Source organism: Pedobacter soli (genome assembly GCF_900101435.1).
GTDB classification, from domain to species: Bacteria; Bacteroidota; Bacteroidia; order Sphingobacteriales; family Sphingobacteriaceae; genus Pedobacter; species Pedobacter soli.
Genome location: NZ_FMZH01000002.1, coordinates 41,701 through 68,203, shown reverse-complemented (window position 1 = coordinate 68,203; position 26,503 = coordinate 41,701). Strand labels below are relative to the sequence as shown.

17 protein-coding genes and 2 tRNA genes are annotated in these 26,503 nt (G+C 39.6%); 7 read left to right on the top strand and 12 right to left on the bottom strand.

The genetic code is table 11. The features are described 5' to 3' along the window. Positions 1–8: 8 nt before the first annotated feature. Positions 9–842: a 30S ribosomal protein S2 gene (gene rpsB / locus BLR37_RS04185; RefSeq protein WP_039481189.1), complete on the top strand. Its 834-nt coding sequence runs from the start codon at positions 9–11 to the stop codon at positions 840–842. Positions 843–971: 129 nt separating this feature from the next. Further along, positions 972–1,817, top strand: coding sequence for a translation elongation factor Ts (gene tsf / locus BLR37_RS04180; protein WP_039481192.1), 846 nt, complete (start codon positions 972–974; stop codon positions 1,815–1,817). A gap of 122 nt (positions 1,818–1,939) precedes the next feature. Here the strand turns inward: tsf and BLR37_RS04175 are convergent, their stop codons facing one another. Then, complete coding sequence (locus BLR37_RS04175) at positions 1,940–3,145, bottom strand: metallophosphoesterase (RefSeq protein ID WP_090765023.1); 1,206 nt, start codon at positions 3,143–3,145, stop codon at positions 1,940–1,942. 85 nt (positions 3,146–3,230) lie between these two features. On the opposite strand from BLR37_RS04175, the gene nagA reads away from it, so the two are divergent. The 3 genes from nagA (at position 3,231) to frr (ending at position 5,700) form a co-directional block, all read left to right on the top strand. Continuing rightward, positions 3,231–4,328 carry an N-acetylglucosamine-6-phosphate deacetylase gene (nagA, locus tag BLR37_RS04170; protein WP_090765021.1) on the top strand — a complete coding sequence of 366 codons (1,098 nt, stop codon included), beginning with the start codon at positions 3,231–3,233 and terminating at the stop codon, positions 4,326–4,328. Between the two features lie 64 nt (positions 4,329–4,392). Then, positions 4,393–5,097 carry a UMP kinase gene (pyrH, locus tag BLR37_RS04165; RefSeq protein ID WP_090765018.1) on the top strand — a complete coding sequence of 235 codons (705 nt, stop codon included), beginning with the start codon at positions 4,393–4,395 and terminating at the stop codon, positions 5,095–5,097. 39 nt (positions 5,098–5,136) lie between these two features. Next, entirely contained in the window at positions 5,137–5,700 is a 564-nt protein-coding gene (frr, locus tag BLR37_RS04160) for a ribosome recycling factor (RefSeq protein ID WP_039481207.1), read from the top strand. A gap of 61 nt (positions 5,701–5,761) precedes the next feature. On the opposite strand, the gene BLR37_RS04155 is transcribed toward frr, so the two are convergent. From BLR37_RS04155 to BLR37_RS25240, 3 genes are all read right to left on the bottom strand, one after another. Then, positions 5,762–6,778: a LacI family DNA-binding transcriptional regulator gene (locus BLR37_RS04155; RefSeq protein WP_090765015.1), complete on the bottom strand. Its 1,017-nt coding sequence runs from the start codon at positions 6,776–6,778 to the stop codon at positions 5,762–5,764. A 147-nt stretch (positions 6,779–6,925) separates the two neighbouring features. Then, positions 6,926–7,070 (bottom strand) — tRNA-Asp (locus BLR37_RS25245). A 70-nt stretch (positions 7,071–7,140) separates the two neighbouring features. Beyond that, positions 7,141–7,257, bottom strand: a tRNA-Asp gene (locus BLR37_RS25240). A gap of 156 nt (positions 7,258–7,413) precedes the next feature. Here BLR37_RS25240 and BLR37_RS04150 point away from each other — a divergent pair. Further along, a complete protein-coding gene (locus BLR37_RS04150) occupies positions 7,414–7,890 on the top strand; it encodes an Lrp/AsnC ligand binding domain-containing protein (protein ID WP_025145395.1) in 477 nt (158 codons plus the stop codon). Positions 7,891–8,162: 272 nt separating this feature from the next. Here the strand turns inward: BLR37_RS04150 and feoB are convergent, their stop codons facing one another. The 7 genes from feoB to gcvH all read right to left on the bottom strand — a co-directional run bounded on the left by feoB (position 8,163) and on the right by gcvH (position 18,510). Then, entirely contained in the window at positions 8,163–10,271 is a 2,109-nt protein-coding gene (gene feoB / locus BLR37_RS04145; RefSeq protein ID WP_090766475.1) for a ferrous iron transport protein B, read from the bottom strand. Between the two features lie 11 nt (positions 10,272–10,282). Next, positions 10,283–10,498 (bottom strand): FeoA family protein, encoded by a 216-nt coding sequence (locus BLR37_RS04140; RefSeq protein ID WP_039481214.1) that lies wholly within the window; start codon positions 10,496–10,498, stop codon positions 10,283–10,285. 144 nt (positions 10,499–10,642) lie between these two features. Continuing rightward, positions 10,643–13,414: an outer membrane beta-barrel family protein gene (locus tag BLR37_RS04135; protein WP_090765012.1), complete on the bottom strand. Its 2,772-nt coding sequence runs from the start codon at positions 13,412–13,414 to the stop codon at positions 10,643–10,645. Positions 13,415–13,514: 100 nt separating this feature from the next. Beyond that, positions 13,515–14,456 carry a pentapeptide repeat-containing protein gene (locus tag BLR37_RS04130; RefSeq protein ID WP_208599593.1) on the bottom strand — a complete coding sequence of 314 codons (942 nt, stop codon included), beginning with the start codon at positions 14,454–14,456 and terminating at the stop codon, positions 13,515–13,517. Between the two features lie 191 nt (positions 14,457–14,647). Then, positions 14,648–17,455 (bottom strand): outer membrane beta-barrel protein, encoded by a 2,808-nt coding sequence (locus BLR37_RS04125; RefSeq protein WP_090765006.1) that lies wholly within the window; start codon positions 17,453–17,455, stop codon positions 14,648–14,650. Positions 17,456–17,716: 261 nt separating this feature from the next. Then, positions 17,717–18,118 carry a VanZ family protein gene (locus tag BLR37_RS04120; protein WP_090765003.1) on the bottom strand — a complete coding sequence of 134 codons (402 nt, stop codon included), beginning with the start codon at positions 18,116–18,118 and terminating at the stop codon, positions 17,717–17,719. An 11-nt stretch (positions 18,119–18,129) separates the two neighbouring features. Beyond that, on the bottom strand, positions 18,130–18,510 hold the full coding sequence (gene gcvH / locus BLR37_RS04115; protein WP_090765001.1) for a glycine cleavage system protein GcvH: 381 nt from the start codon (positions 18,508–18,510) through the stop codon (positions 18,130–18,132). Positions 18,511–18,745: 235 nt separating this feature from the next. Between gcvH and BLR37_RS04110 the strand changes: the two genes are divergently transcribed. Further along, positions 18,746–19,210: a hypothetical protein gene (locus BLR37_RS04110; protein ID WP_090764998.1), complete on the top strand. Its 465-nt coding sequence runs from the start codon at positions 18,746–18,748 to the stop codon at positions 19,208–19,210. 87 nt (positions 19,211–19,297) lie between these two features. Here the strand turns inward: BLR37_RS04110 and sov are convergent, their stop codons facing one another. Beyond that, positions 19,298–26,494, bottom strand: a complete 7,197-nt coding sequence (sov, locus tag BLR37_RS04105) for a T9SS outer membrane translocon Sov/SprA (RefSeq protein ID WP_090764996.1) — start codon at positions 26,492–26,494, stop codon at positions 19,298–19,300. Positions 26,495–26,503: the final 9 nt, after the last annotated feature.

Here is a 26,503-nt window from a genome sequence, read left to right as displayed (position 1 = left end):
CAAAGACAATGGCAAGAACAACTTATCAAGACTTATTGGATGCAGGTGTACACTTTGGTCACCTTACCCGTAAATGGAATCCAAAAATGGCTCCTTACATTTTCATGGAGCGTAATGGAATTCACATTATAGATTTAAATAAAACTTTAACTAAAACTGAAGAAGCTGCGGCTGCGATTAAACAAATCGTAAAATCAGGACGTAAAGTTTTATTTGTATCAACAAAAAAACAAGCTAAAGGAATCGTAGCTGAGCAAGCTAAAAAAGTAAACATGCCTTTCGTAACCGAGCGTTGGTTAGGTGGTATGTTAACTAACTTTGCTACTGTTCGTAAGTCAATCAAAAAGATGTCTAACATCGATAAAATGACTAAAGACGGTACTTATGCTATCCTTTCTAAAAAAGAGCGTTTAATGATCCAACGTGAGCGTATTAAATTAGAATCACTTTTAGGTGGTATTGCTGATTTAAACCGTTTACCTGCAGCTTTATTCTTAATTGATGTTAAGAAAGAGCACATCGCGGTAACTGAAGCGTTAAAATTAAACATCCCTACTTTTGCGATGGTTGATACTAACTCTGATCCTTCTAACATCGATTTCCCAATCCCTGCGAATGATGATGCTACAAAATCTATCTCTTTAATTACTGATGTAATTATCAAAGCGATTGAAGAAGGTTTAGAAGAGCGTAAACGCGAAAAAGATGATGAAGCAGAAAAAGAAGCAGTAGCTGCTAAAGCTGCAGCTGATGCGCCTGAAGCTAAAGAGCCAAGACGTAAAAAAGCTGCTGAAGCTGAGGTTGAAGCCTCTTCATCAGAAGAAACTAAAACAGAAGAATAGTAATATTTTTTAATTGCAGGTTACTGGTTTCAGGTTTTAAGTTGGCTTAACATGAGTTTAACTTAGCGCTTGTAACTTGTAACCTGTAGTTGTTATAACAAGATTGTAAATTTTAAAAAAGGAAATAAAATGTCTACAGTACAAATTTCTGCAGCAGATGTAAACAAATTGCGTCAACAAACTGGCGCTGGTATGATGGATTGCAAAAAAGCTTTAGTTGAAGCTAATGGTGATTTCGAAGCAGCTGTTGATTTATTGCGCAAAAAAGGTCAAAAAGTATCTGCCGCTCGTTCTGGTAATGCTACTTCTGAAGGTTTAGTATCAATCGCTGTTTCAGCAGACGGTACAAATGGTAAATTAGTTGCTTTAGCTTGCGAAACTGAGCCAGTTTCTAAAGTTGAAGATTTCCGTAACTTAGCTCAGGCTGTTTTAGCTGCTGCGGTTGCCAACAATCCAGCTAATGCTGAAGAATTATCAGCAATTACTTTAGAAGACGGACGTACAGTTGCCGAAACTATCACTGAATTAACCGGTAAAATCGGCGAGAAAATCGTTATCCAAGAGTATGCAAATATCTCTGGCGAAAAAATCGTTTCTTATATCCACTCTAACGGCAAAATGGGCGTTTTAGTAGTATTCGAAGGTGCTAACGGCGTAGATATTACTGAAGCTGGTAAAGATGTTGCGATGCAAATTGCTGCAATGAACCCGGTTGCTGTTGATAAAGAAGGTGTTGATCCTGCTACTATCGAGCGTGAAATCGAGATTGCTAAAGATGTTATCCGTCAGGAAGGTAAACCAGAAGAAATGGTTGAAAAAATCGCTGCTGGTAAATTAAACAAATTCTACAAAGACAGCACTTTATTAAACCAGGAGTTTGTTAAAGATAGCTCTGTAGATGTTCGTAAATTCTTAGACAACACTGTTAAAGGATTAACTGTATCTGCTTTCAAACGTGTACAATTAGGTGCATAAGCACTAAAAAACATATTAATAAGAGCTCCAAGAAATTGGGGCTTTTTTTTTGATATAAGATTTTTAGAGTTGTCAACTTTAATGGCCAGTTTGCTAAAAAGTTGACAACTCTTATTCATCTCCTATTTCCTCAAGGCAGTATAAGTGCCTACTTCTTTGCCCGAATCATCAATCATGCTTGCCACCAGCTTATTTTTATCTGCCTTAATTTTAGTAATGGTTCTTGTTCCTTTTTGAGGGCCGCCACCTATAATTAACGGATAGTGATTTAAGTTTTTATCTGGCTGATGCACCATGTATTTGTGGGTATGTCCGCTTAGTACCAAATCTACCTTTCCCTGGTTTAATAAAGGTTCAAACAATTCAGTACAATGTTTTGGCCCGTGGGCATCGCCCGAATAACGTGGCGGAATATGCATCAATACAACACGGAAAGGTGCTTTTTTAAATTCTTTTGAATTGATTTCCGTTTTAAGCCACTCTGCCTGTTGAATGCGGTAATCGTCAAAGTTTACAATGCCTGCATAAACCGGATGCGCATCTTCCTTGTCTTCGCCGGTATCGATAATTACAAAACGTACAGGGCCCAAGGTAAAAGCCGTATGACCAACATGCATGTAATATTGCGCAAACTCACGCGCAAATTTACCACGTGTTTCGTGGTTGCCCCTAACGTAGATAAAAGGTGTATTTTTAGCAAAATTATCTACACAGGGTTGCAACATGTGGTCGATAATCTGTTTTTCATCCGTTTGGTAATCAAAAATATCACCATTAAAGAAAACAAAATCCTGCTGGGCGGCCGGCACAAGTCCTAACAAATGTGGAATAGACTCAGGTCGATCGTGGATATCGTTCATCATCACAAACGATACCTCTTCTTTAGCCTGATTGGCATTTAAAAACGATTCAACATTGCTGCTTACCGTTTCGCCGTAAGTTAATTTGTAAGGCTGAAAATCTTTAATTTCTTTAGAAACGATTTTATAATAATACTTTGTTCCGGGTTTTAAATGATTAAGCGTTACTGCATTTAACTTGCTATTGGCCTGCATTAAGCCCAATTCGGCTTTGCCATAAGCTTTCTGATTTAACTGATCGGCCTGCTCACCAAACTCAACCCAGCCTGCCGCATTTTTGTTGGTTAACCACAAAATCGTCATCGAGTTATTAAAATTGGTTTGCAGGTAAGGCCCAACTGCAATTTTAAATGCATCTTCCCTTTCAGTAACATTTGCAATAGCTGCACCAGGAGCAACCAGCGTTGCAGCACTCAAAGTAAGTCCGGCCTTTAGAAAGTTCCTTCTATTAGACTGATTTTCATTCATTTGATTAGTTTATCTTATTAACCAAATATATCGTTACAATATTTAACTTTGATTGTGTAAGCTTAAATTTACTCAAACGTTTGTTATGTCTAAGATCATCCCCAATACTTCCTATTATAATAACGATACACAAATAACCGGTCAGGAAATTGAAATCAGCAACGCTGAAATCGTTGCAATCAGACCGGCAAATACAAAGGGCGATGGCCAGTCGATTACGGTACCTGGCTTTATAGATTTACAGATTTATGGTTCAGGTGGCCGCCTGTTCTCAGCCGATCCAACAATCGAATCGTTAACCCTTATGGAAGATGATTTACTCAAAAAAGGAACTACCGGTTTTCTGGCCTGCCTGGCTACCAATACTCCTGAAATTTTTAATGCCTGCATCGAAACTGTTAAAGCGCATCGGGCCTCAGCAAAAAACTGTCTGGGCTTGCATTTAGAAGGCCCGTTTTTAAATCCAAAGCGTTTAGGGGCACATGTTCCCGCATTTGTTCGCAAGGCCTCTTTAGATGAAATCAAACAGTTGCTCGATTTTGGTGATGGCGTAGTTAAGATGATGACCATTGCCCCCGAGCTTCAGGATGATGAGGTAATACAATACCTACTTGATAATGGCGTGGTAGTATCTTTAGGCCATAGTAACGCTACTTTCGAAGAAGCTACATCTGCCTACAATAAAGGTATACAAACCACCACACATCTTTTTAATGCCATGAGCCCGATTCATCACCGTGAGCCTGGTATTCCCACTGCGGTTTTTAACCACAATAAGGCAATGGCCAGCATTATTGCCGATGGCCAGCATGTAGATTTTGAGGTGATTAAGTTTGCGCAAAAATTATTAAAAGACCGCTTGTTTCTTATTACAGATGCAGTTACCGCATGTGCCACAGGCCCCTACCAACATATACAAAAAGGAAATAAATATGTAATGCCTGATGGTACGCTTTCCGGTTCCTCCTTAACAATGCTCGAAGCCGTTATAAATTGCGTAACTCAATGCGGGATCGATTTAAATGATGCACTGAAAATGGCCACACTTTACCCTGCCAAATTAATCGGTATAGAGCACTTAACAGCTAAAATAGAAGTGGGTGAAGCTGCTAATTTACTCGTACTTAATGATGCGCTCGAACTAAAAGAAGTGATATTTAAAGGAGAAAAAATTTCTATTTAAATATTTACATCAATTGTTGAAAAGCATAGCGAGGTATTAAAAAATTGTTAATATTTTTGGGGTCATGAAATACAAACGCATCCTACTAAAGCTTAGCGGAGAATCGCTAATGGGCGACAAACAATACGGCATTGATAATGAGCGCGTTAAACAATACGCAGAAGATATTAAAGCTGTACACGATAAAGGTTTAGAAATCGCAATCGTAATTGGTGGAGGAAACATTTTTAGAGGTTTAAGTGCCGAAAAAAGCGGGATGGACAGAGCACAGGCCGATTATATGGGTATGTTAGCTACTGTAATCAACTCAATGGCCTTACAAGATGCCTTAGAAAAAGTGGACATTAAAACACGCTTACTTACAGCGATTAAAATGGAACAAATTTGTGAGCCGTTTATCCGCAGAAGAGCTGTTCGCCACCTTGAAAAAGGACGTGTAGTTATTTTTGGTGCCGGTACAGGTAACCCTTACTTTACCACCGATTCTGCTGCTGCATTACGCGCAATAGAAATTAAAGCCGATGTGGTATTAAAAGGAACCCGAGTAGATGGCATTTATACTGCCGATCCGGAGAAAGATCCCGCAGCAACAAAATTTGAAGAAATTTCTTTCAGAGAAGTGTATGATAAGGGGCTTAATGTTATGGACATGACCGCTTTTACGCTTTGTGAAGAAAACCAGTTGCCAATTATTGTGTTTGATATGAATAAACATGGTAACTTCATGAAAATTGCCAGTGGTGAACCAATTGGTACTCTGGTTAAATAAGCATTTTAGAAAAAACAAATTGTAGAAATACACACAATTATGAACGAACTCATACAATTACAATTAATGGATGCCCAGTCTTCAATGGATAAAGCCATTGATCATTGCGAAGCTGAATTAACTAAAATTAGAGCTGGTAAGGCATCAGCAGGAATGCTTGATGGCATTTTCGTTGATTATTATGGCGCTTCGACTGCTTTAGCACAGGTGGCCAGCATCAATACCCCTGATGCCAGAACAATTGTGATCCAGCCATGGGAAAAATCGCTTTTAACGGTAATCGAAAAAGCGATACAGGTTGCCAACATTGGTATTAACCCACAAAATGATGGTATTGTAATCCGTTTGGTTGTTCCACCACTAACCGAAGAGCGTAGAAAGGAACTGGTTAAAAAAGTGAAAGAGGAAGCTGAAAGAGGCCGTATCACCGTACGTAACATCCGTAAAGATGCCAATACCAAAATTCAAAAATTAAAAGGAGAAGGCGTATCTGACGACGAAATCAAAACCGGTGAAGGCGAAGTTCAGAAATTAACTGATGCGTATATCATTAAAGTAGATAAACACGCCGAAGCAAAAGAAAAAGACGTAATGACAGTTTAATCTATTTAAACAACAATAAAAAAGGGAACGGACTAAAAATCGGTTCCCTTTTTTGTTGAAATTACTTCTTTGCGCTCGACGGCCTTACATTTAACGTAGTAGGAAGCGAAATTTGCGTATTTCCGGCATTTTGCCCTGCTTTTTTAAGTTTGTTAAGCAAAACCTTCATAATGTTCTCTGCAATAGCTTCAAGAGGCTGTGCGATCGCCGTAACAGGTGGCTCGCAGAATTCCAAAATCTCAAAATCATCAAACGATACCACGGCCAGGTCTTTATGAATCCGGATTCCCGATTTTCTAAAGGTCCTTAAACCATCTAAACAGATATAGTTGGCTGCAAAAATTACTGCATCGAGCTGCTTTTCGGCTTTAAAAAAGCTAATCATCTCCTGAATCGAATCTTCAGATCCCGTATATTTGATTTTCTTTACAACAGCTGGTAGCTTGTGTTTTTCAATTGCTGTTTCGTAGCCCGCTAAGCGATCAACCATTTGTAGTTGCTGTGTATCAATAGTAACAAAAGCTATATTTTTATAACCATTGTTAATCAGGTGCTCAGTTGCATCAAACGTGCTTTTCTGGTTATCAATAATTACATAATCAGTTTTTACCTCCTGTACGTAGCGGTCAAATAAAACTACCGGCGCATCGGTTTGGATTAGTTTTTTCACTTCATCTTCCAAACCTTCTGGCAAGGCCATAATGTAACCATCAACATGACGGTCTTCAAAAATCTGAAGCAACTCTATGGCTTTTTCCGTATCGTTACGCGTACTGCTAAAAAGAATTTTATAACCCAGATTCGATGCAATTTCATCGATATGGCGGGCTATACCCGAAAAAAACGGCTCAGAAATATCATCAACCAAAAAGCCAATAATTTTTGTTTTACCCGTTCGTAAACTTGTGGCAAGTGCATTTGGCTGATAGTTTAGCTCCGCAACCAGATCGAGAACTTTCTTGGTAAGGGCTTCACTAATATTTTTTTCACGCGCCTTTCCATTAATTACAAATGATACCGTGGTAATGGAAATATTTAATTGTTTGGCTATATCTTTTATTGAAACGCGTTTCTTCATCACAGTGCTTAGTCGTTTTGAATAATTTAAGCTGGTAATATAACAATAATCTGTAAAGTTTGTCAGCTAAACCAGCCGCACTAAACAAAAAAAAGAGCAACCTATCCAGGATTGCTCGATTAACTAACTTATTATTCATAAAAAATGCTGTTGGGGAAGGAGTCGAACCTTCAAGGGGTAGTTAGCTACAGTTCAAAAAATTAATTTGTGGTCAACCCAATAAACTGCGTTTGTCCCATTATTCCCCACCACCGAGACAAGGAGGCGTGTCTGCCAATTTCACCACCCAACATTCAAAAGTTAACAGTTTTCAATTTGTAGTTTCGAATTTTAAACTCTTAACCGTAAATTGTCAACTGAACTGGCTGTAGGGGAAGGAATCGAACCTTCAAGGAGTGGTTAGTACCGAAACCGGTATATTCCCATTATTCTCCGCCACCGAGACAAGGAGGTGTGTCTGCCTGTTTCACCACCCTACAGTATGTTCAGCAATTTTGAAAGAACGTTTCCTTTTTGTTAATTGCTTGATACAAATGTAAAGGAACAACCAATACCTTGCAAATATTTTAAACATTTAATTTTATTTTTATAATATTGATAAATATTCGTAAATTCGCTTATCATAATTCAAAAATATGCTTAAAAAAGACAATTCCAATTTAGAAATTGACAACCTCGATATCGATATATTGAAACAATTGATGCAGGATGCCACTAAACCCTATACAGAAATAGCTAAAGATTTGATCGTTTCGGGCGGTACCATACACGTGCGGATGAAGAAGTTACAGGAAATGGGCATTATTAAAGGCTCTCATTTAATCATCGATCCGCAAAAGGCCGGCTACGATATTTGTGCCTTTTTGGGTATTTATCTCGAGAAGGGAATTCAGTATAAAGATGCGGTTGCGCAGCTCAGCAAAATTAAGGAGGTGGTAGAATTGCACTATACTACAGGTGCCTACAGTATGTTCGCTAAAATTATCTGCAGAGATACCAATCACCTGCGTCATGTTTTAAATGAAGAAATACAGGCAGTGAACGGCATTCAGCGTACAGAGACTTTAATCTCGTTAGAAGAGAGTATTAAAAGACAAATTGAGTTAGGATAAGAGCAAAGCAAAAGCAAAAAAAATTCATTAAGGTAAAATGATATTATATGCCTTCTATAATAAAATGCTTTTAGTTATGCTCGACTATGATTAGGAAATGAACGTTCAGCGGGATTTCGGAAACAGTAGTCCCGTTATTCGCTATAGCCCCGAATTGCAATCGGGGGCTGCCGCTACTACCGGGTTTAGCAACAAAAGTCTGTGCAATAAAGGGCAAATTATCTATTCTCCCCCTCGACTATGCCTTGGGAGACAAAAAAGAAAAGATAACATTATTTTAGCAACTGGTAAGCAACCAGCGCAGCAACATAAGCCATAGCAGTCATATAAACTAACTGAATAACCGGCCATTTCCAGCCTTTGGTTTCGCGGTAAACAATGGCCACGGTACTCATGCATTGCATGGCAAAAGCGTAAAACAGCATTAACGAAATACCGGTTGCAAAAGAGTAAACCGGCAACCCCGTACGGCTGTTAACCGAAGCGGCCATGCGCGCTCTTATGGTCGTGGTGTCCTCATCGCCCCCATCAACACTGTAAATGGTTGCCATAGTACCTACAAAGGCTTCACGGGCGGCAAAAGAGGTAATTAAGCCTATACCAATCTTCCAATCGTAACCCAGTGGACGAATTACAGGCTCAATCCAGTGACCGAGCACACCCACATAAGAATTTTCGAGCTTTTCGGTAGCTTCTAAAACCTTAATGTGATCGGTATTTTTTGTGGTATCGGCCAGCGCCGCAGCATATTTCTTTTCTATATTTTCGAAACGATCTCCGGGCCCGTAAGCAGCCATTACCCAAAGAATAACCGAAATGGCAATAATTACTTTACCCGCTTCAAAAACAAAGGTTTTCGATTTCTCATACATGGTAAAAAGTACGTTCTTCCACCTTGGCATGCGGTAAACAGGCAGCTCCATAATAAAATACGACCTTTCTTTGGTTTTGATGATGAATTTCATCACCCAGGCCACCAGTACCGCAGCCAGAATACCAACCAGATACATGACCATTAACGCTAAACCTTGCAGGTTAAAAATACCCAATACGTGCTTTTGCGGAATAATCAAAGATATAATCAGGATATATACCGGTAACCGGGCCGAACAGCTAACCAAAGGGGTTACCATAATGGTTATCATCCGGTCTTTCCAGTTTTCGATATTCCGGGCAGCCATAATTGATGGTACAGCGCAAGCTAGGCCCCCAATCATAGGCACTACCGATTTTCCGTTAAGGCCTACCTTACTCATGATTTTATCCATCATAAAGGTAACCCGGGCCATGTAACCCGTATCTTCTAAAATGGATATAAAGGCAAAAAGAATGGCAATTTGCGGGATAAAAACAAAAATACCCCCTAAACCTGCAATAACGCCATCCAATAATAAGTCGGTAAGCATACCTGCAGGCAAATATTCGTGACCGAGCTCAGTAATAAAACCAAAGCCGCTTTCAATCCAATCCATCGGGTAGGATGACCAGGCGAAGATGGCATTGAAAATTACAAACAGAATGAATAAGAATATGGCAAAACCCCAAACTTTATGGGTAAGTACAGTATCGAGTTTGTCGCTGAATGAAAACTTTTTCTCGGTGCCTTTATCCACCACCACATCAGCCAGTATAGTGCTTAAATGCTTATAACGTGCAATGGTTTCAGCAGCCTGTATTTTGGCCGACTCGAAATGGTTCGATTGCTCTATTTCCTCAATTTCTTCCTGCTCTTTTTCGGTAAAGAAAGTTAAATGCTCATGCTGGTGTAAAACCTGCAGGGCATAATAATCGTTATCAGAATTCAGCTTCGTTTTGATAGCATTAATTGCCTCAGGGGCAAGAAAATTTAAATCAACTTCCTGAAGCTGGGTAGCTATTTTAGTGGTATTGGCAATTGCGTTTTTAAGCTTATCGATCCCGATATTGTTCCGTGCAGAGATAGAAACTACCTGAATGCCTAATTTTTCGGCCAGTTTATCGAGATTAATCTCAATGCCCTGTTTGGCAGAAAGATCGATCATGTTTAAAGCCAAAATCATTGGGATGCCAAGATCAGCCACCTGCGAATACAAAAGCATGTTTCGCTTAAGATTGGATGCATCGGTAACCAATACAATTACATCGGGATGGCTATTGTTTTTTTGATCGGCCAGTACCTGAAAAACAATGCTTTCGTCAGCACTTTTGGGGTAAAGACTATAAGTTCCGGGTAAATCGATAATTTCGGCATCTTTACCGACTGAAAGTTTGGTAAAACCTGTTTTTTTATCGACTGTAATGCCTGGAAAATTACCTATTTTCTGATTTAAACCCGTTAAACGGTTAAATAACGTAGACTTACCTGTATTGGGATTACCAACTAATGCAACTTTAATATCCAAACCCAACTTATTTATTGAATGATAACCACATCAGCCTCGCTTTTACGTAAACAAAGCTGATAACCCGCAACACGAATGGCCATTGGATCGCCAAGAGGGGCAAAACGCTCAACCTCTACAACTTCGCCCGGCAAGCAGCCCATCTCCATCAGCTTTACAGACATATCTAAATCTGTAAAAGCTACAATTGTTCCTTTTTCTCCAACTTTTAAGTGCGAAAGTTTCATCTGCGTTTATTTTATTTCATTAGCCAGATGGGGCCTAACGGGTTCATGTGCTAAATTGGGCGCAAGTTAACCTTTCTTTAGATTTATTCCAAATAACAACGCTTTTACATTCAGAAAATAATTGATGGTTTTACGGTATCATGATTAATTTCTTTGACGGCCTCCACCAAAGCCACCACCGCCACCACGGTTTCTACCGCCGCCGCCTTCTTCGTTACCACGTATCCGGTTTCTGCCACCCATCCGGTTAAGCGAATAGGTAAACGAAAACATGAAATAACGTTGCAAAACATTGTAGCTTTCATCGCGAATGGTATTGTTGTTAGCCGTCCGGCTTACCCCCTGGTTTTCGTTCAGCAAATCGTTTACCGAAGCTTTGAAAGTACCACGGTTTTTGAAAAACTGCTTGCTTAAATACGAGTTTACCAGCGTAAAATGCGTATCGAATCCCTCGCCTCTGCCCGTATTCTGGTTGTAATCAGCATCAACAGACCAGCGGATATCGCCCGGAAACATATAACTTACACTGATATTGGGGCTGAAGGTATAATAGCGGGTATTGGAATTGGGCTGAACCGAATAGGTAGCCCGGTTAACCGAACCATTAACCCCGGCGGTTAAATCGAGTTTATCCAGGTTAGAAACCAACCTGTAGCCATTGCTGATTGACCAACTGTTGGTTATATTTTTTAAGCTGTTGGTAAAGTTTACATCGCGGTTATAACTTCCGCCAACATTGATGTGAAAATTAAGCTTATTATCGGCCATAAGTGGTAAACTTAACGATGACGACAGTGAACCTGAATAAACACCATTAACATTTACCGGTGTTACGGCCAGTTTACCCTGATCTTTTCCACTTTGAATTAGGCTGGTACTGTTTGCAATCTGGTTAGCGGTTTGCGCAAGATTAAGGTTAACAAACAGCGACCTGTTTTTACCTACGGTAAAGGTATTGTAGGCAATACGTAAGGTGTTGTTAAATTCAGGCTTTAAATCGGGGTTACCCACCGGAATACTTTGTGTATTGGTATTGTTCTGGATGGGTTGCAACTGCTGTATGGTAGGCTGGGTGGTACTACCACGGTAATTGAGCACCAAACGTTTGCTATTGCTAAAATTATACCTGAACATGGCAGAAGGCGTATAGTTGAAAACGTTTTGTTTTAATGTAAATCCTTGCGTAATGTTGTTGTTTTTACGGTCGGTATTTTGAACGGCCATCCCAACATTCCAGTTATATTTTTTAGCCATCTTGTTAAAGCTAAAACCAGCCGCATTGGTTAAAATGGTATTTTCATACGAATTACTAAAGGTTTGATCCAATAAATCGTACTGAAGCGTAGCGGGATTAAAATTATAGGTAAAACGGTCGGAAGTATTGTGATTATACCCATTCTGATAGTGAAACTCTAAACTAAGCGTCTTATCTAAGGGCTCGGTATATACCAACCGGGTGTTCTGATTAAGCGATTCACTTTCCTGATCGTTAAACTGGTTAATTACTTTTTGTGTAATTATCCCACCTTCATCACGGTTCTCGGGGTTATTGTTGTAATTATTAGCATCGTTATTGTTAATGCTGGTATTGAAATTTAGCGATAAAGTTCGCCCCCTGCGCATAAACTTCTTACGTAGTAAAATATTATTGCTGATAGACGGCGCAGTATTGTGGTTACTTAATGTCTGCGATCCATTTGTTTTGTAAGTATTGTAATCGCGATTGTAAAAACTACTGTTTAAGCTCTCATTATCGGTATAGCTTAAATTGGGCTCTATCTTAAGTGAGGTTAATGAATCGAGCTTGGTATCGACCATAAAATTTAAACGGTGATTTAAACGATCGGAAGTATTGGTTTGGTTATTATTGAAAACCGTTGTTACATTACCTAAAAGATTTTGGGTAACGCTGTTTCTTAAAATCAGATTGTCAGATTTATTGACAAAATAGCTCATGCTGATTTCGGTTTGATCGGCATATTCATCAGAGAAGTTAAATCCGCCGGCCTTGGTATCAGTAATTCCACTGCGGCCACCATTTCCTCCGCTGTTACCACCACCTAAACCACCGCCAAAGTTTTGTTTATTTACGTTGTTAAACTGGGCAATCACACTTAATCTTTTATCCTGCTTAAAATGGTTGATATTGGTATTTACATCATAACGGTCGTTAGAGCCGTAACCTGCAGAAGTGTTGCCAAAATAGCCGTTCTTTCGATCTTTTTTGGTGGTGATGTTGATGATTTTGGTCCTCGATCCGTCATCAATTCCGGTAAACTGCGCCTGATCTGAAAGCTCGTCGATAATCTGAATTTTTTCGACCATATCTGCCGGCAGGTTTTTGGTTGCCAGTAAGGGATCGTTTCCAAAAAACAGCTTTCCATCTACTTTAACTTTAGTAATGGTTTCGCCCTGGGCTTTTACTGTACCCGATTTATCGACCTCTACCCCAGGTAATTTTTTTAATAAATCTTCTACTACAGCATTTTCCACTACTTTAAAAGAGCCTGCATTAAACTCAAGGGTATCTTTTTTCACTACAATTGGTGGCACTTCTGCTTTGATATCAACAGTTTGAAGCTCGATTGCACCACCTTCTAAAACAATATCGCCTAAGCTCACATCTGGTTTTTCGGCCGTAATGGTAAAATCTTTTGTGGTATTTTTTAATCCTAAAAATGCGGCATATACCCGGTACTGACCTGGTTTCAGGTCTTTGAAAAGAAACTTTCCATCTTCGGTAGTACTCATAGCACCAACCATACTCGAATCGCTTAAATTCTTTACCGCCAATGAGGCATAATCAATTGGTTTTTTATCTTTTGACTGGAGTACCCTGCCGCTCACCGAGCCGGTTTTCTGTGCGTAAATAAAGGAAGAACATAGTAAAAGAAGTAGCGTAAAGATTAGTCTCATTCGGTTAGTTTGGTTTTTATAACATAGAGACTGACAGTGGGTTTAAAGGTTTATTTTAGTTTAAGTAACAAATGGAATACACATTAAAGTGCGCTAATAATTATATAAGCGTAACCTGAGCCAGATCAACACCCAGCCCCTTCAAAGAAGCATGGGTAAGCTTATCCATCGATGCACCGCCAAAGTGAATTGTTTTAATGGCACGATAATATTTATTGGTAAGTGCGAAGGTTGACCGGAAAGAACAATTAATTAATGTTGCTCCTTTGAAACTGGTTTCATTAAGCGCAGCATTGTGGAACAGCACATTTGCGAAAGTCTGATCATCGAGACAGAGCCCACGCAGATCAGAATAATCAAAATCTACTCCCTCAAAGCCGCAGTTCTGAAATATTGTTTCGCGAAGGTCGGTTTTGCTGAATTTTACATTTGAGAGTTTAGTGTTACTGAATTTTGCCTTAGCCAGGTCTAATGCATAAAACCTGGTATTGATTAAAATTGTGCTGCTGAATTCTGCGTTCTGTAGATTTGTTGCAGATAGATTGCAATCAGTTAGGTTTGCTCTCAGAAATACAGCCTCGTGTGCATTGCTACCCTTAAATGTACTGCCCGTAATGTCGGCATCAGTAAAATCTGATCCTGCCAGATTACTTCCATTAAAGATTAGCCCATGAGCATTAATACCTGAAAAGTCGGTTTTGGCAAGTTCTGTTCCACTAAAATTGGTTAAAAGCTGGGCTTGCCAGGCTCCAGGAATGTTTTCTTCCAAAGCTACCTTTTCCTCAATTGGCGTACTGCTTTCAGTAAAGGAAAAGTTTTCTGAAAAATAGTTGAGGTCTACCTCCAAAATCTTGGCAAGCTGATTTAAAGTTATAACATCTGGAAGAGATTCACCACGCTCCCATTTTCCAACTGCCTGAGGGCTTACAAACACCTGCGCTGCAAGTCCGGCTTGCGAGATATTAACTTTCTTTCTTGCTGAGGCAATTTTACTGCCAATCATTTTTGTATCCATAGTATTGTCTTTTATCTTTTTCGACATGACAAAGTTAGCCGGACTAACAGCAATACTCCTAATATCGAACCCCTACCAATCGTTGTAATTTAGCTACTTTTAGTTGCTATTTGACAATCGAAGGTTGTATTGAGTTTAACGGCGGCCAAACCGACAGATCTTCCCGGCACAAAAAAGGCCCGGAAAAACCAGGCCTTTAAATTATGATTTGAAATGCTCTACATTCTCATGCGTCGGCCTTCGCCACCCTGACCAGGCATTTGCATATCGCCACTCATGGTACGACCGCCAATACGGGTTAACGAATAAGTAAACGAGAACATGTAGTAACGTTTTAAAACATTATAATTTAAATCGGTAATTGAAGTGCCCGAAGTAGTTCTGGAAATACCTGTATTTTGATTCAATGCATCATTTACAGAGAATTTAAAGGTGGCCCTGTTTTTAAAGAACTGACGGCTGATATATGGGTTAAGAATAGTGTATTCCTGATTATACAAATCGCCGCCACCAAAATTCCTGAAATAATCAATATCCATAGCCAGCCTGATATTTGCCGGCAACACATAACTTACATTAAAGCTTGGGTTAATGGTATAATATTGGGTATTTGCCGATTGCTGTGCCGAAAAGGTTGAGTTGGTATAGCTACCGGTTATACCACCGGTTAAATCAAACTTATCTACATTGGTAACCAGTTTATAGCCATTAGATATGGTATAGCTATTGGTAACGTTTTTAACCAGTTGGGTACTTGCATTAGGCGCAATAAAGTTTACATTTCTACTATACGAACCATTACCCGAAATATTTAAGGTAAGCTTACGCTCAGGCATTAAAGGTAAAGACCAGGTAGCATTGGCATTACCGGAATAAACACCATTAACGTTAATATAACTCACCTGCTGAAGACCGCCAGCTATTGGAACAACTGTATTACCAATACTGTTAAAAGTTTGCGTAAGGTTTAAACCTGCAAAGAAGAAACGGCCACTTTCGATATTGAAATTATTGAAGTTAATTCTTAACTGGTTATTAAAAGATGGCTTCAATTCCGGATTACCTACATAACGGGTTTGCGAATTGGTATTATCTGGTATGGGCTGAATCTGATCAATACTTGGCTGAGTAGTAGAACCACGATAATTGATAAATAATCGTTTACGGTTACTGAAATTATACCTGAACTGTGCCGAAGGTGTAATGTTAATGAAATTCTGTGTACGTTTTAAACCTGTTGTTAAATTGGTATTTATCCTGTTGGTTTGCTGTGCTGCTACACCGATATTCCAATTGTATTTTTTCTCTGTTGTAGTAAAGCTAAAACCAGCTGCATTGGTTAAAGTACGGTTGTTATAAATATTCGAAAATGTATTATCTACCAAATCGAACTGCTGGGTAAGAGGATTAAAGTTATATACGTCACGCTGCGAATCGCTGTTCGAATAACCGTTCTGATAATTAAACTCTACGCTTAAGGTTTTGTTTAAAGGCTCGGTATATACCAACCTCGTGGTATTATTTATAGCATGGCTATTGGTATTGTTTAACTGGTTGGTTAACGAATCTCGCTTTACACCGTTTTCAGTAATATGGTCTAATCTATAGTTTTGGTTGGTACCATCATTATCATTAATACTGGTATTTACATTAAGCGATAAGGTACGGCCCCTACGTTTAAAACTCTTACGGATTAACAAATTGTTGGTAACGGCAGGAGTAGCAGCAGTAGTTGTATTTTCCTGACTACCGTCTGTTATACTCGTTACATAATTTCTGTAATACTTGGTTAAACTGTTGCCATCAGTTTCAGTATAGGTTACGTTTGGTTGAATTTTAATAGATAATGAAGGATCTATCTTCGTATCAACCATAAAATTAAACCGGTGATTGGTACGATCCGTTGTATTATTTAAATTCTGTGTAACGTCAGTCGTAACCCCTCCAAAAAGATTTTGAATGTGTGAATCCTGGATAATATCGGCAGTCGATTTATTGAAGAAATAACTGGCCTGGAATTGTGTTCCATCTTTGTAAGTATCGGCAAAGTTTAAACCTGCAGCATTGGTTGTGGTAATACCACCGCCGCCACCGCCAGAGTTACCTCCTCCTCCACCGCCACCAAAACCGCCACGGCCGCCACCTCCACCAAATCCATTACCTAAACCTCCGCCCTGGCCAAAGTTCTGTTTATTTACGTTGTTAAACTGACCAATAAAACTAATCTGACGGTCATCATCAAACTTGTTTACATTTAAACTGGCATCATAACGGTCGTTAGAACCGTAACCTATTGTACTGTTACCAAAATAGCCATGTTTCATGCCGTTTTTAGTGGTAATGTTCAGAATCTTATTTCGGGTTCCATCGTCAATACCGGTAAACTGTGCCTGCTCTGAAAGCTCGTCAATTACCTGGATTTTATCAACCATATCTGCTGGTAAATTTTTGGTAGCCAATAAGGGATCGTTACCAAAAAACTCTTTTCCATCAACCTTTACTTTGGTAACGGTTTCACCTTGTGCCTTGATGCTTCCGTCTTTTGCAACCTCAACACCCGGTACTTTTTGCAATAAATCTTCAACTACCGCATTTTCACGTACTTTGATTGATTTGGCATCAAATTCTAAAGTATCCTTTTTTACGACAATCGGAATGGTAGCGGTAACATTAACGTCTTTTAAATCAACGCCATCATCACTCATGGCAATTTCGCCGGCGTTTACTGCCGCTTTAGCCACTTCTACGTCTTTGGTTGCCGTTTTTAAACCTAAAAAGGCTGCATAAATCCGGTATTTTCCCGGAGCAATAGCTTTGAAGCTAAATGATCCATCGGGATTGGTTTGGCCAGAGGCTACCACACTCGAATCTTTTAAACTCTTAATTGCTATGGTAGCAAAGTCGACAGGCTTTTTATCTTTTGCGTTAACTACTTTACCACTTATGGCACCGGTATTTTGGGCCTGAGCAAGATATCCACAAAATAGGAGAACAATAAAAATTGCCCTCTGAACGTTCTTTTTCATCAAAAAAATTTAGGTCTTAAATACAAAACTAAGCTATCAGACTAGGTAAAAGCTTAAAGGTTTGTTAAGGAGTGTTAAAAGCTTGGTAACATTTTAAATACAGCAAATATACTGTACATCAAATCTAAAAAGGGGAAGGCGATTTGATAATGTTATTTTTGATGCGAAGGGTAACTTCTATAGTATACTTTAGGGCAGTTACAATTCTTTTTAAAAATGCCACAGCCGCTTAAACCGATGGTTAAAATAATGCAGATAATACTAACTTTCGTGTTTTTCATTGAAATTTAATTTATGGAGCAGTACATAACTGAAAACGGCCATTAACGAACCTAATATATCACAGGCAAAATCCCACCATTCGGCAGAGCGATAGGTAAAAACTTTCCATTGCAACATTTCTATTGCGCCACCAATAAGGGCATTAATCAGGAGTATTTTAAAAATTGTTAATGTTCTGAAAGCGAAAGTATGCTGATATCTTATTTTCCCATAAAAGAGCAGCACCGATAAAACAAAGAAAAAACCCAGGTGGGTCATTTTATCAAAGCCTTCAAAGAAAAATCCCGAACCTGAGGAGTCGGGCATCCTGATATTACAAAGCACTAAAATAACAACGGTCCAGATAATGGCCCATATTTGTCTTTTTAGTGCTTTGTACAAAATATGACGAATTAAGCGCCTACTAATTCCTGGTAAGCAGCAGCAGTAAGCAAGCCTTCTACTTCTGAAGCATCTGCTAAAGATACTTTTACCATCCAGCCATCACCATAAGGATCAGAGTTAACCAGCTCCGGATTATCATTTAATTCGGCATTAACTTCCAATACTGTTCCGGTAACCGGCATATATAAATCAGATACAGTTTTAACGGCCTCAACAGTACCGAAAACTTCTTCTTTAGCTACTTCATTACCTACAGTGTTGATATCAACATAAACGATATCGCCCAATTCGCGTTGTGCAAAATCAGTTACGCCAATATAAGCTTCGTTACCTTCAACTCTAACCCACTCGTGGTCTTTAGTGTACTTTAATTCTGATGGAAAATTCATTATTCTATATGTTTTGAAAATAAGTTATTTATTTTTTAATCTCCGTAAGCCAACATACCAAAGCAAATATTTAAATATTTGGTACTGTTTGCGCTTCAAAAATACAATTTAGTTTATCCATTCGCAATGGCTGAAAAATTAACTTATCAGAAAAGTTGAATGTTGCCGTTAGTGCAGCCGATTAATATTAAACTCAGAAATAATACGTATATTGAAATGTAAATTAACCCTCAATATGAAACCTTCCATTATTTATACCCTAAAAGTATGCCTCGGCACCTTGCTCGTTGCTGTTCCGCTTACTATGGCTATCGGATTTACCTATATCGGCTTGATCATGCTGATCAAACCAGCAAATTACAATTTCACGTTTAACATTCCTTTTAATCATGTATTTATCTTTGTGGGGATTATTGCGATATTTATTACACTTAGTAGCTACCTGACAGAAAAATTGGGTTATAAAAGATTTATTAACGACAGGCCTATAGCGCATTCTATTGTGATCTTTCTATTTTATCTGGTTGCAAGCAAAAGTATCTTCTTCATGGATTTCGACCATATTTTATTCAGTTACACTCCAATGTTCATCACTGCCTATGTGTTTAGCAAAATATCATCTGTACCAGTTAAGCATTATTTTTGGAACCTGTCAAATGAAAAGCACGATAATCACTTAAAGCCTTCAAGTGATCAATAGCATTTCGCCATCTGCAGCTAATCTAACTGCCAAAAAAGCCTCAGTTATCAAAAAGTAACTGAGGCTTTTTGATGTAATGGAAATAGATTAATTCAATGTAAACCTTAAACTAAAACCAAAATTACTGAACGAAGTATTAAAGGTTTGCGAGGTATAAGGTTTGGTAATGTTCGAATCGTAAAACAACTTGATATTAAACTTCTGGTTTAACACATAATCTACACTTGGCCTAAGCGTAATATTTTTCGCTCCTGATGAAACTTCAGCTTCGGTAATATCGGCGCGGTAAATAACCGTTTTATTATCGCGAATGGATACATCGAGTTTAAAATCCATGTTGTTATCCATTTTTAAACTCTTAAACCAGCCAAACGGGAAACGGAATTTATTGGTCCGGTAACCCAGGCCTAACACCATATTGTTTTCTGATAGCTGGGCCAACTGGCTGTTCGATAAACTTAAGCCTAACAAACGTGAGCGGTTTAACTCAAAAGAAGCTGTCAGGTTATTTTTAAACCTGGTATCAACCCCAACCAGTGGTGCAAAATATTCGGAGATGGTTACCTGTGCAAACTGATATTGTGGCAAAAAGTTATTGTTTACATCCCTGCTGCTCACAGCACCATTAGTTTCCTGATAACGCAATAATGAGTTATAGCCATTAATGTTGTAAGCAGAGCGGTATCCATGTCTGATATCAACCGACGAAAATTTATCGGCAATAAAAGGAATGCGCGTTAAACCGCTGTAGGTTAAGTTCCAGTTTGGAAGCGGAATTTTAGGGAAAGAATTCATTTTAACCTTACCGGCATCTTTACCAGCGTAAGCAGCCATAAAGGCTGAAATAATTACATCCTGGCTCTCTTTGCTATAACCATCGGCAAAGCCTCCGTTATTACCAGAAGAATTTGGATTTTGTGCACCCAATCTTCTCGAAATCACACTGCGGTTATTCATAAACTGCTGGAACAGGCCAGAAACCCTGGTGGCATTATTTTCTTTAAATGCAGTACCCAAAGCAATGTAAGAAATGCTGTAATCGCCGGTAGTAATTGCGCTCAGATTTTCGAACGATGATACGCTGGCAACATACCTGAAATTGGTCGAGAAATTGCGGGTTTGTGCCTTGTTTGCTTTCAAGGTAATCCGTAAATCTTTAAATGGTTCTACCTGACCGGTTAACTGTAAATCTTCGCGAAGCGTATTTACATATAACTGGGTTTGCAAAGTATCGGTAGTTAACCAACCATTGTTTAAAGCCATTTCGCGTATATCGCGCTGACTACCAAAAGCAAAGCCTAAACCAGGTGCTCCTGTGGCATTATCGATACCAAAATATCTGGTGGTTGGCAAATAACCAGGCAAGAAAATACCCTTGGTTTGCACAAAGCTGGCATTAACATTTTTTACACTGGTTAAAAGGTTGATGAAAAAATTCTTCGCCTTATTTCCGTTATCATCGTTACCGGCATTACGGATAAAGCCAAATTTATTGTACAGCGTAGTTAAGTTTAATGTTGGATTAACCTGTACGGTACGGCTGTTTTGTACGGTATTACCTAAATTGATATTTGGATCGCGCAGGGTTGCCAAAGGCTCGGTTTGCCAGTTAAAGTTGGTTCCGTAACGGGTTTTAACGGTAATCCAGTTTAAGCCCGGAATCTTGTCAATCGGCAAGTTATAGGTAACGTTTAAATTGTGGTTATAATCGGTTGTACGGCCTAAACGTTTTAAGTTTTCCCAAACGGTATCGCGTTTTAAACCTTCAATTCTACCGTCCGGTTCATCAATAATTGAGTAGTTGGTGGCATTAAAATCTAACTGTAATGAACGGGTAAGGTTCCAGGCAATACCATAAACCCTGCTCATGGTAAAGTTTTTATTAAAAGTGGTTCCGTAGCCGGTTTGGTAAACACCCAAAGTATTGTTCGGGTCGTTATTTCTTAATGTATTTTCAGCATATAAACGGTCTACGTCAATCCTGAAGTTAATGGCACTTGGGAAAATACTGAAATTAAAATCTTTCAATAATGCCAGCATGTTCGATTTTATAATCTTTTCGAATGGCGCTATGGTTTTGGCTTCTCTCGAATAACTGTATTGCAATGACGCCCTGTAAGTATTCTGAATACTGCTCTGATTAATAAAATCGCGGTGATTATACTGGGTATAAGCATAACTCGCCGAGAAGTTTTCGATATCCCATAACCTTACAGGCTTGCTGTTATTGGTACGCTCTTTTCGAACATTGGTAAAGTTAATCCCCCTTCTGATGGTATAATCCTGGGCAAAATTTAAAATCGAATCTTTTTGCTCTTTAGTCGACCGGTCTAAAGCATTTTTAAGTTCAATATCCGGCGTTCTTGGATTATACTGCGGTGTTGATACCTGTTTAGAATAACTTACAAACATGGGGATTTTAACACCCGATTTTTGTGGCAGGAATTTTCCGAGTTCCATCGCCGACGATACATCAAGCAATACATTATCGGCACGGTTACGCTCGCTTACTTTCGAATCAATTGAACCGAAACCAATAGTAGATTTGCTACCTGAAATATTTACGTCGGCAAAATCGGCCAGTTTCAGGTTTAACCTTCCGGTAGCTGCCCATCCACCTTTTTCATCAAATTCGGTTAACCGTAGCTCATTAAACCAAACCAGGGCATTTTTATCCTGTCCGTCGTCATTACCTACATCGTTAGCCAAACGCAAAGGATTTTTAATACCCACCATGTAAACGCGAACTTTACTCATATCGGGCTGTCCTTTAACCACAATGGTTCTCGCACCATCAGTATAAGTAAATGGTACGTTTATTGGCCACGGTTGTCCGTTAGCTTGTTTAGCCACGTTACGGGCAAGTTTAGCATTTTGGAAAAGTGTTAAATCGATATCCATCCTATTGGCTTCAGGCCAAATGGCATCCGGATCGCTGGTGCCTGGTGTGGTTACCTTTAATGGCATAACATATTCGTAATAGTTATCCTGATTATCAGTTCCGATCCTTAAAAAGGCAGCCACATCACCATCATTTAACAACTGATTGTTAACAGCCTCGGCATGCACAAACATTTCTAAGTGTTTATAAGACCTGAAATCGCTATAAGCAGTTTTAAATGCTGCACGGCCATAACCATCTCTTAACGATTTTACGGTTACCGACAATGATTGTTCATTTAGTCGGGTATCGCCGCGGTAGTTGCTGTAATCGCGCTCGCGCAGAATGCCCGGAGGGGTAACATAAGGAATAGGTGAACGTTTACCGTTTTCTTCGATGTTTACAGTGGATACCTCAATTGTTGAATTATCAGGGGTTAAAGCTGGTAATGCCGGATCGACAATTACCTGAGCAGCCTGGTTGGATGCATTATATTCGCGCCATTCGCCACGGATTAACTGCAATTTTGCAAAACGCATTACCGCTGTATCGGCGAAGTTAGTCATAAACATCCTGAAGAAACGAATGGATTTAAAATCCTGAATACCGCCAACTTTTTGCTGGTACTGCCCAATTGGAATCCGGAACTGGTACCAGGTTACTGCCTGGGTATTACCATTCGCCAATCTAACCTGCGAGGTTACTTTATCGGTAATAAAATTCTGGCCTACATTTAAATCGCCCGGACGTATAGAAACTTTGTACTGGAAATACTCATCACTTTGCGTCATGTTATTATCGCGGTTGATATCCTCACCATCAGGCAAAGAGGTCGAAGCCGAATTTTCCAATCCAAGTTCGGCCTGCGATTGCTGCGAAGTTTTTGAGTTGCCTTCAGTACCGTTATATCTTTCGTAGCGCTTTAAAATTCCGGCATTAATCTGATCTAAAGCCGGACCTCTGAAATAAGCATAGTTATCTGAAGCCGGGTCGGCATCTAATGTGGCGGCTGCGTTAGCATTTAATTGCGATTTAATTTGATTAATTTCGGCAGCGAATTTTGTTTTCTCATCTGCATCTGATAAACCATCTAAACCAACATCCTGTGCTTTACGCGAATCGGGATTGTTATCAAAAGCCTGCACCACGGGTTGTAGTTTGGGTACACGACCCCAAACGGTTTCATCATATTTAGTCGGATCGTTCGTAGCAGGCAAACCGTTCTCTAACGATTTTCTGCCATCTTTCAGAATATCTTCCGAAATGTTTCCAAGGTTGAAATAGATATCACCCCCGCTTGAATTTGGTTTGTAGATAAAAGGATCCATCATCCAAAGCTCAATAAAGCCCACGTTTAAGGCTTCGAAATCGTTGGTTTCGATTTTCCGCTGAAAACCTGCCCAGTTATTTTGTGGTTGCAGTAATGATCCATCAGGTTTAAAGCCAGTAGTACGGAAGTTGTACGGCCCCCTAACGGTTGGATAGTAGGCCACATCGAAGGTGGTAATATTCAATGCCTGTCCGGTTGCCGTTTCTTTGAATGGAAAAACCTCCTGCTCGATTACTTCCCTAACATAGTGGTTAGAAAGTTCGGCCCGGTTATTTCTGATATTAGCAGGCGTTGTTGAAGCAGCAGAATTGTAAAAAGTCGGGTCGATATTATAAAAGGCTACCCTTGCCCGGTTGTAACCATACGAAAGATCGTTAGACCGGTCGTACTCCTGGAATAACTGCGGCGTACCGGACAATTGCCACGCAATGGCGCTTTTTAAATCGATAACCGAACGCGATGCTTCAAAATCATCCAGATAACTCACCCCGTTTTTACTACCGGCAAAATTCAGCGCCCTCGGGTGACCCGGAATTAGTTGCGCGAACTCGCCATAAAAAGTAACACTTGATGGTGCTTTGGTAGAGATAAGCGGAATTTTATCAACCAGTTTGGTTAAAAACCGTGACGGTGAACTATAGTTGATATCGGCCCCCCAAATGGTATTCGAAATGGGTTCTTCGCCTATATTTACCTTTTGCGTAAGCGGCTTTTCGGTCAGGTTCATAATGGTACCACCCAAATTCAGTTTGTTGTTTACGCGATAATCTAAACGCGTACCAAAAAGCGAACGTTGCTGTAAACCAAAGAGCTCATTATTCTCAGTTGTAATGCGAATAGGCTGTCCGGAAATCAAAAGTGCCTGGTTAATTACGCTCACGCGACCACCCTGATAATCTACAGTAAAATCTACCCCTTCGGTTAAAGGCATGGTACCTGCAAACACCTTTACCGATCCTTCTGGAACGTTGATGGCATTTAAACTAAATTCAGAAGAAATATCAGACTGGTAATTAACTTTAATGACGTAACGGTTCTGGTTTTGGAACAATTGTTTGGCAATGGTTTGTGTCGAATCGTAAAGCGCCGTAAAAGTATATTTATCAATCAAAGCCTGCTCGCTTGGCAAAAATCTTGCGGCTAAATCCTTTCCAAAAGGTTCAATTACCGGGAATATAATTCTTCCGTTTGCCGGGTCGATGGTAATATAGCCGGTGTTGGTATTGGTTACCAGTGAGGTTTGACCGTTACTGCCGGTTCCGAATAAGCTAGGCGTATTGGCATTGCTGGCAGTAGAATAAGCACCAAAAGCGTTATTTGCCGCCACAAAATCGAAAACTCCATCGGGTTTACGTTCATTTTGCTGGTTTAAACGATCAAACTCGGTTAAGGCAATCCATTGTTTATTGGCTGTATTCTGGCCCTCAGTCATTACCGGATTATCAACACCGGTTTGGTTGTCGATACGGTAAATATCCAGTTTAAAATTCTGACTGCTGATCTGATACCCACCTATTGAATAGATGTTTTTCATCATCAAATCCCAGGTTGGCAGCGAAATTTTGTTGGTTTCGTTCTTTAATAATTTGGTATAAAGTACTTTTGGGTTAGCAGCATCGAAAGGCACATCGGTAGAAAACTCACCCACCTGATACTCTACTCCATTATAAGTATAACGGTAGGCAACTGTTAAAACTTCATCAGCATTGAGCGGATTATTTAACGATAAATAGCCTAATTGCGGCTGAAAGGTAAATTCTCTTTCGGTTAATCTCCTTGCGTAGGTTAATTTGGCAAAGTTATCGGTACCGGCCATGTAGGGTGGACTTGACTGGAAGAAAGAAATAACCGCGTTAGAATTGGTTTGCCTGATGGCGCCACCCTGATAAGCATTTATTTGCGCCAGCAAGTTGTTCGATTGCTGTGCAAAACCTGTAGCCGTAGTTCCTGCAGGTAAACCAGAGGTACCTCCGGTAATTAGGTTGTTGTATGGTGTATTTTCACCCAAATCCAGTAAACCCAAAACATCTCGCGAATCGGCAGTATTACCGGCCTTATTGGTAATCCATACCTCAATTTTAGTAATCTGGATCGGTGATGTAATAATCGGGGCGTTGGCCAGGTTTTTATTGTAATTATTTCTGAAATACTGCGAAAGGAAATAGTGCTTATTGGCCTCGTAGCTATCGATATTTACTGTCGTGGTATTTTGCTGCGCCCCATTGGTAATTTTAATTTCGCGCGATTCGGATTTTTGTTGCGTGTAAACACTTGTTACATTTAAACGCCCGAATTTTAGCTGGGTTTTAATACCAAAAAGGGCCTGTGTACCCGTAATTAAAGAAGTATTTAAAGGCAAACTTACGTTACCGGCTTCAATTTTCTGGATAATGTCATCCTTGCCACCGGTATAATCGAGTTTAATCTGGTTTTCGAAGTCGAACTGGGCTTCGGTATTGTAATTACTCTTGATTTTCAGTTTTGTTCCGATATTTCCAACCAGATCCATCTGAATCCTCTGGTTAAAATCAAAATTGGTTTGTACCCTTTGCCTTTCGTTAAAAAGCGGGTTTTCATTTTTATTTACGCGGCCCAAAAAAGTAAGTTCGGCCTCGCCGCGTGGCTGAATATCAATAGTAGTACCGCCAAATAATTTTTCGAAGGCTTTGCTGTTTACCTGTATCTGCGGAATAATCCCGGTACTCCGGTAATCGCTCACTTCGGCATTAGAAATACTGCGCCAGTTGCCACGTTTAATTTCACTGTCTACGAGGCGCTGATACTCATCGATAGTTAAATATTGGGTATTGAGTACAAATTGCTCGCCAATCAGCTCTTTTATGATATAGCGTTTGTTTTTAGCATCGTATTCTACCACACGCCTTAAATTACTGGGCGCAGGATAAAACGGATTAACAGATGGCCCAAGGCCTAATCGTTCCTTTTCGCGTAAACTGAAGTTATTTTTTTTAACAACAGTATCCGTTTTGCTTGGAACAACTTGAGAGAAGGCGTTTTGAGTAGCAATTAATAAAAGTGGGATGAGAAACAGAAAGGTAGATATTCTCTTCAAAGGCGTTAG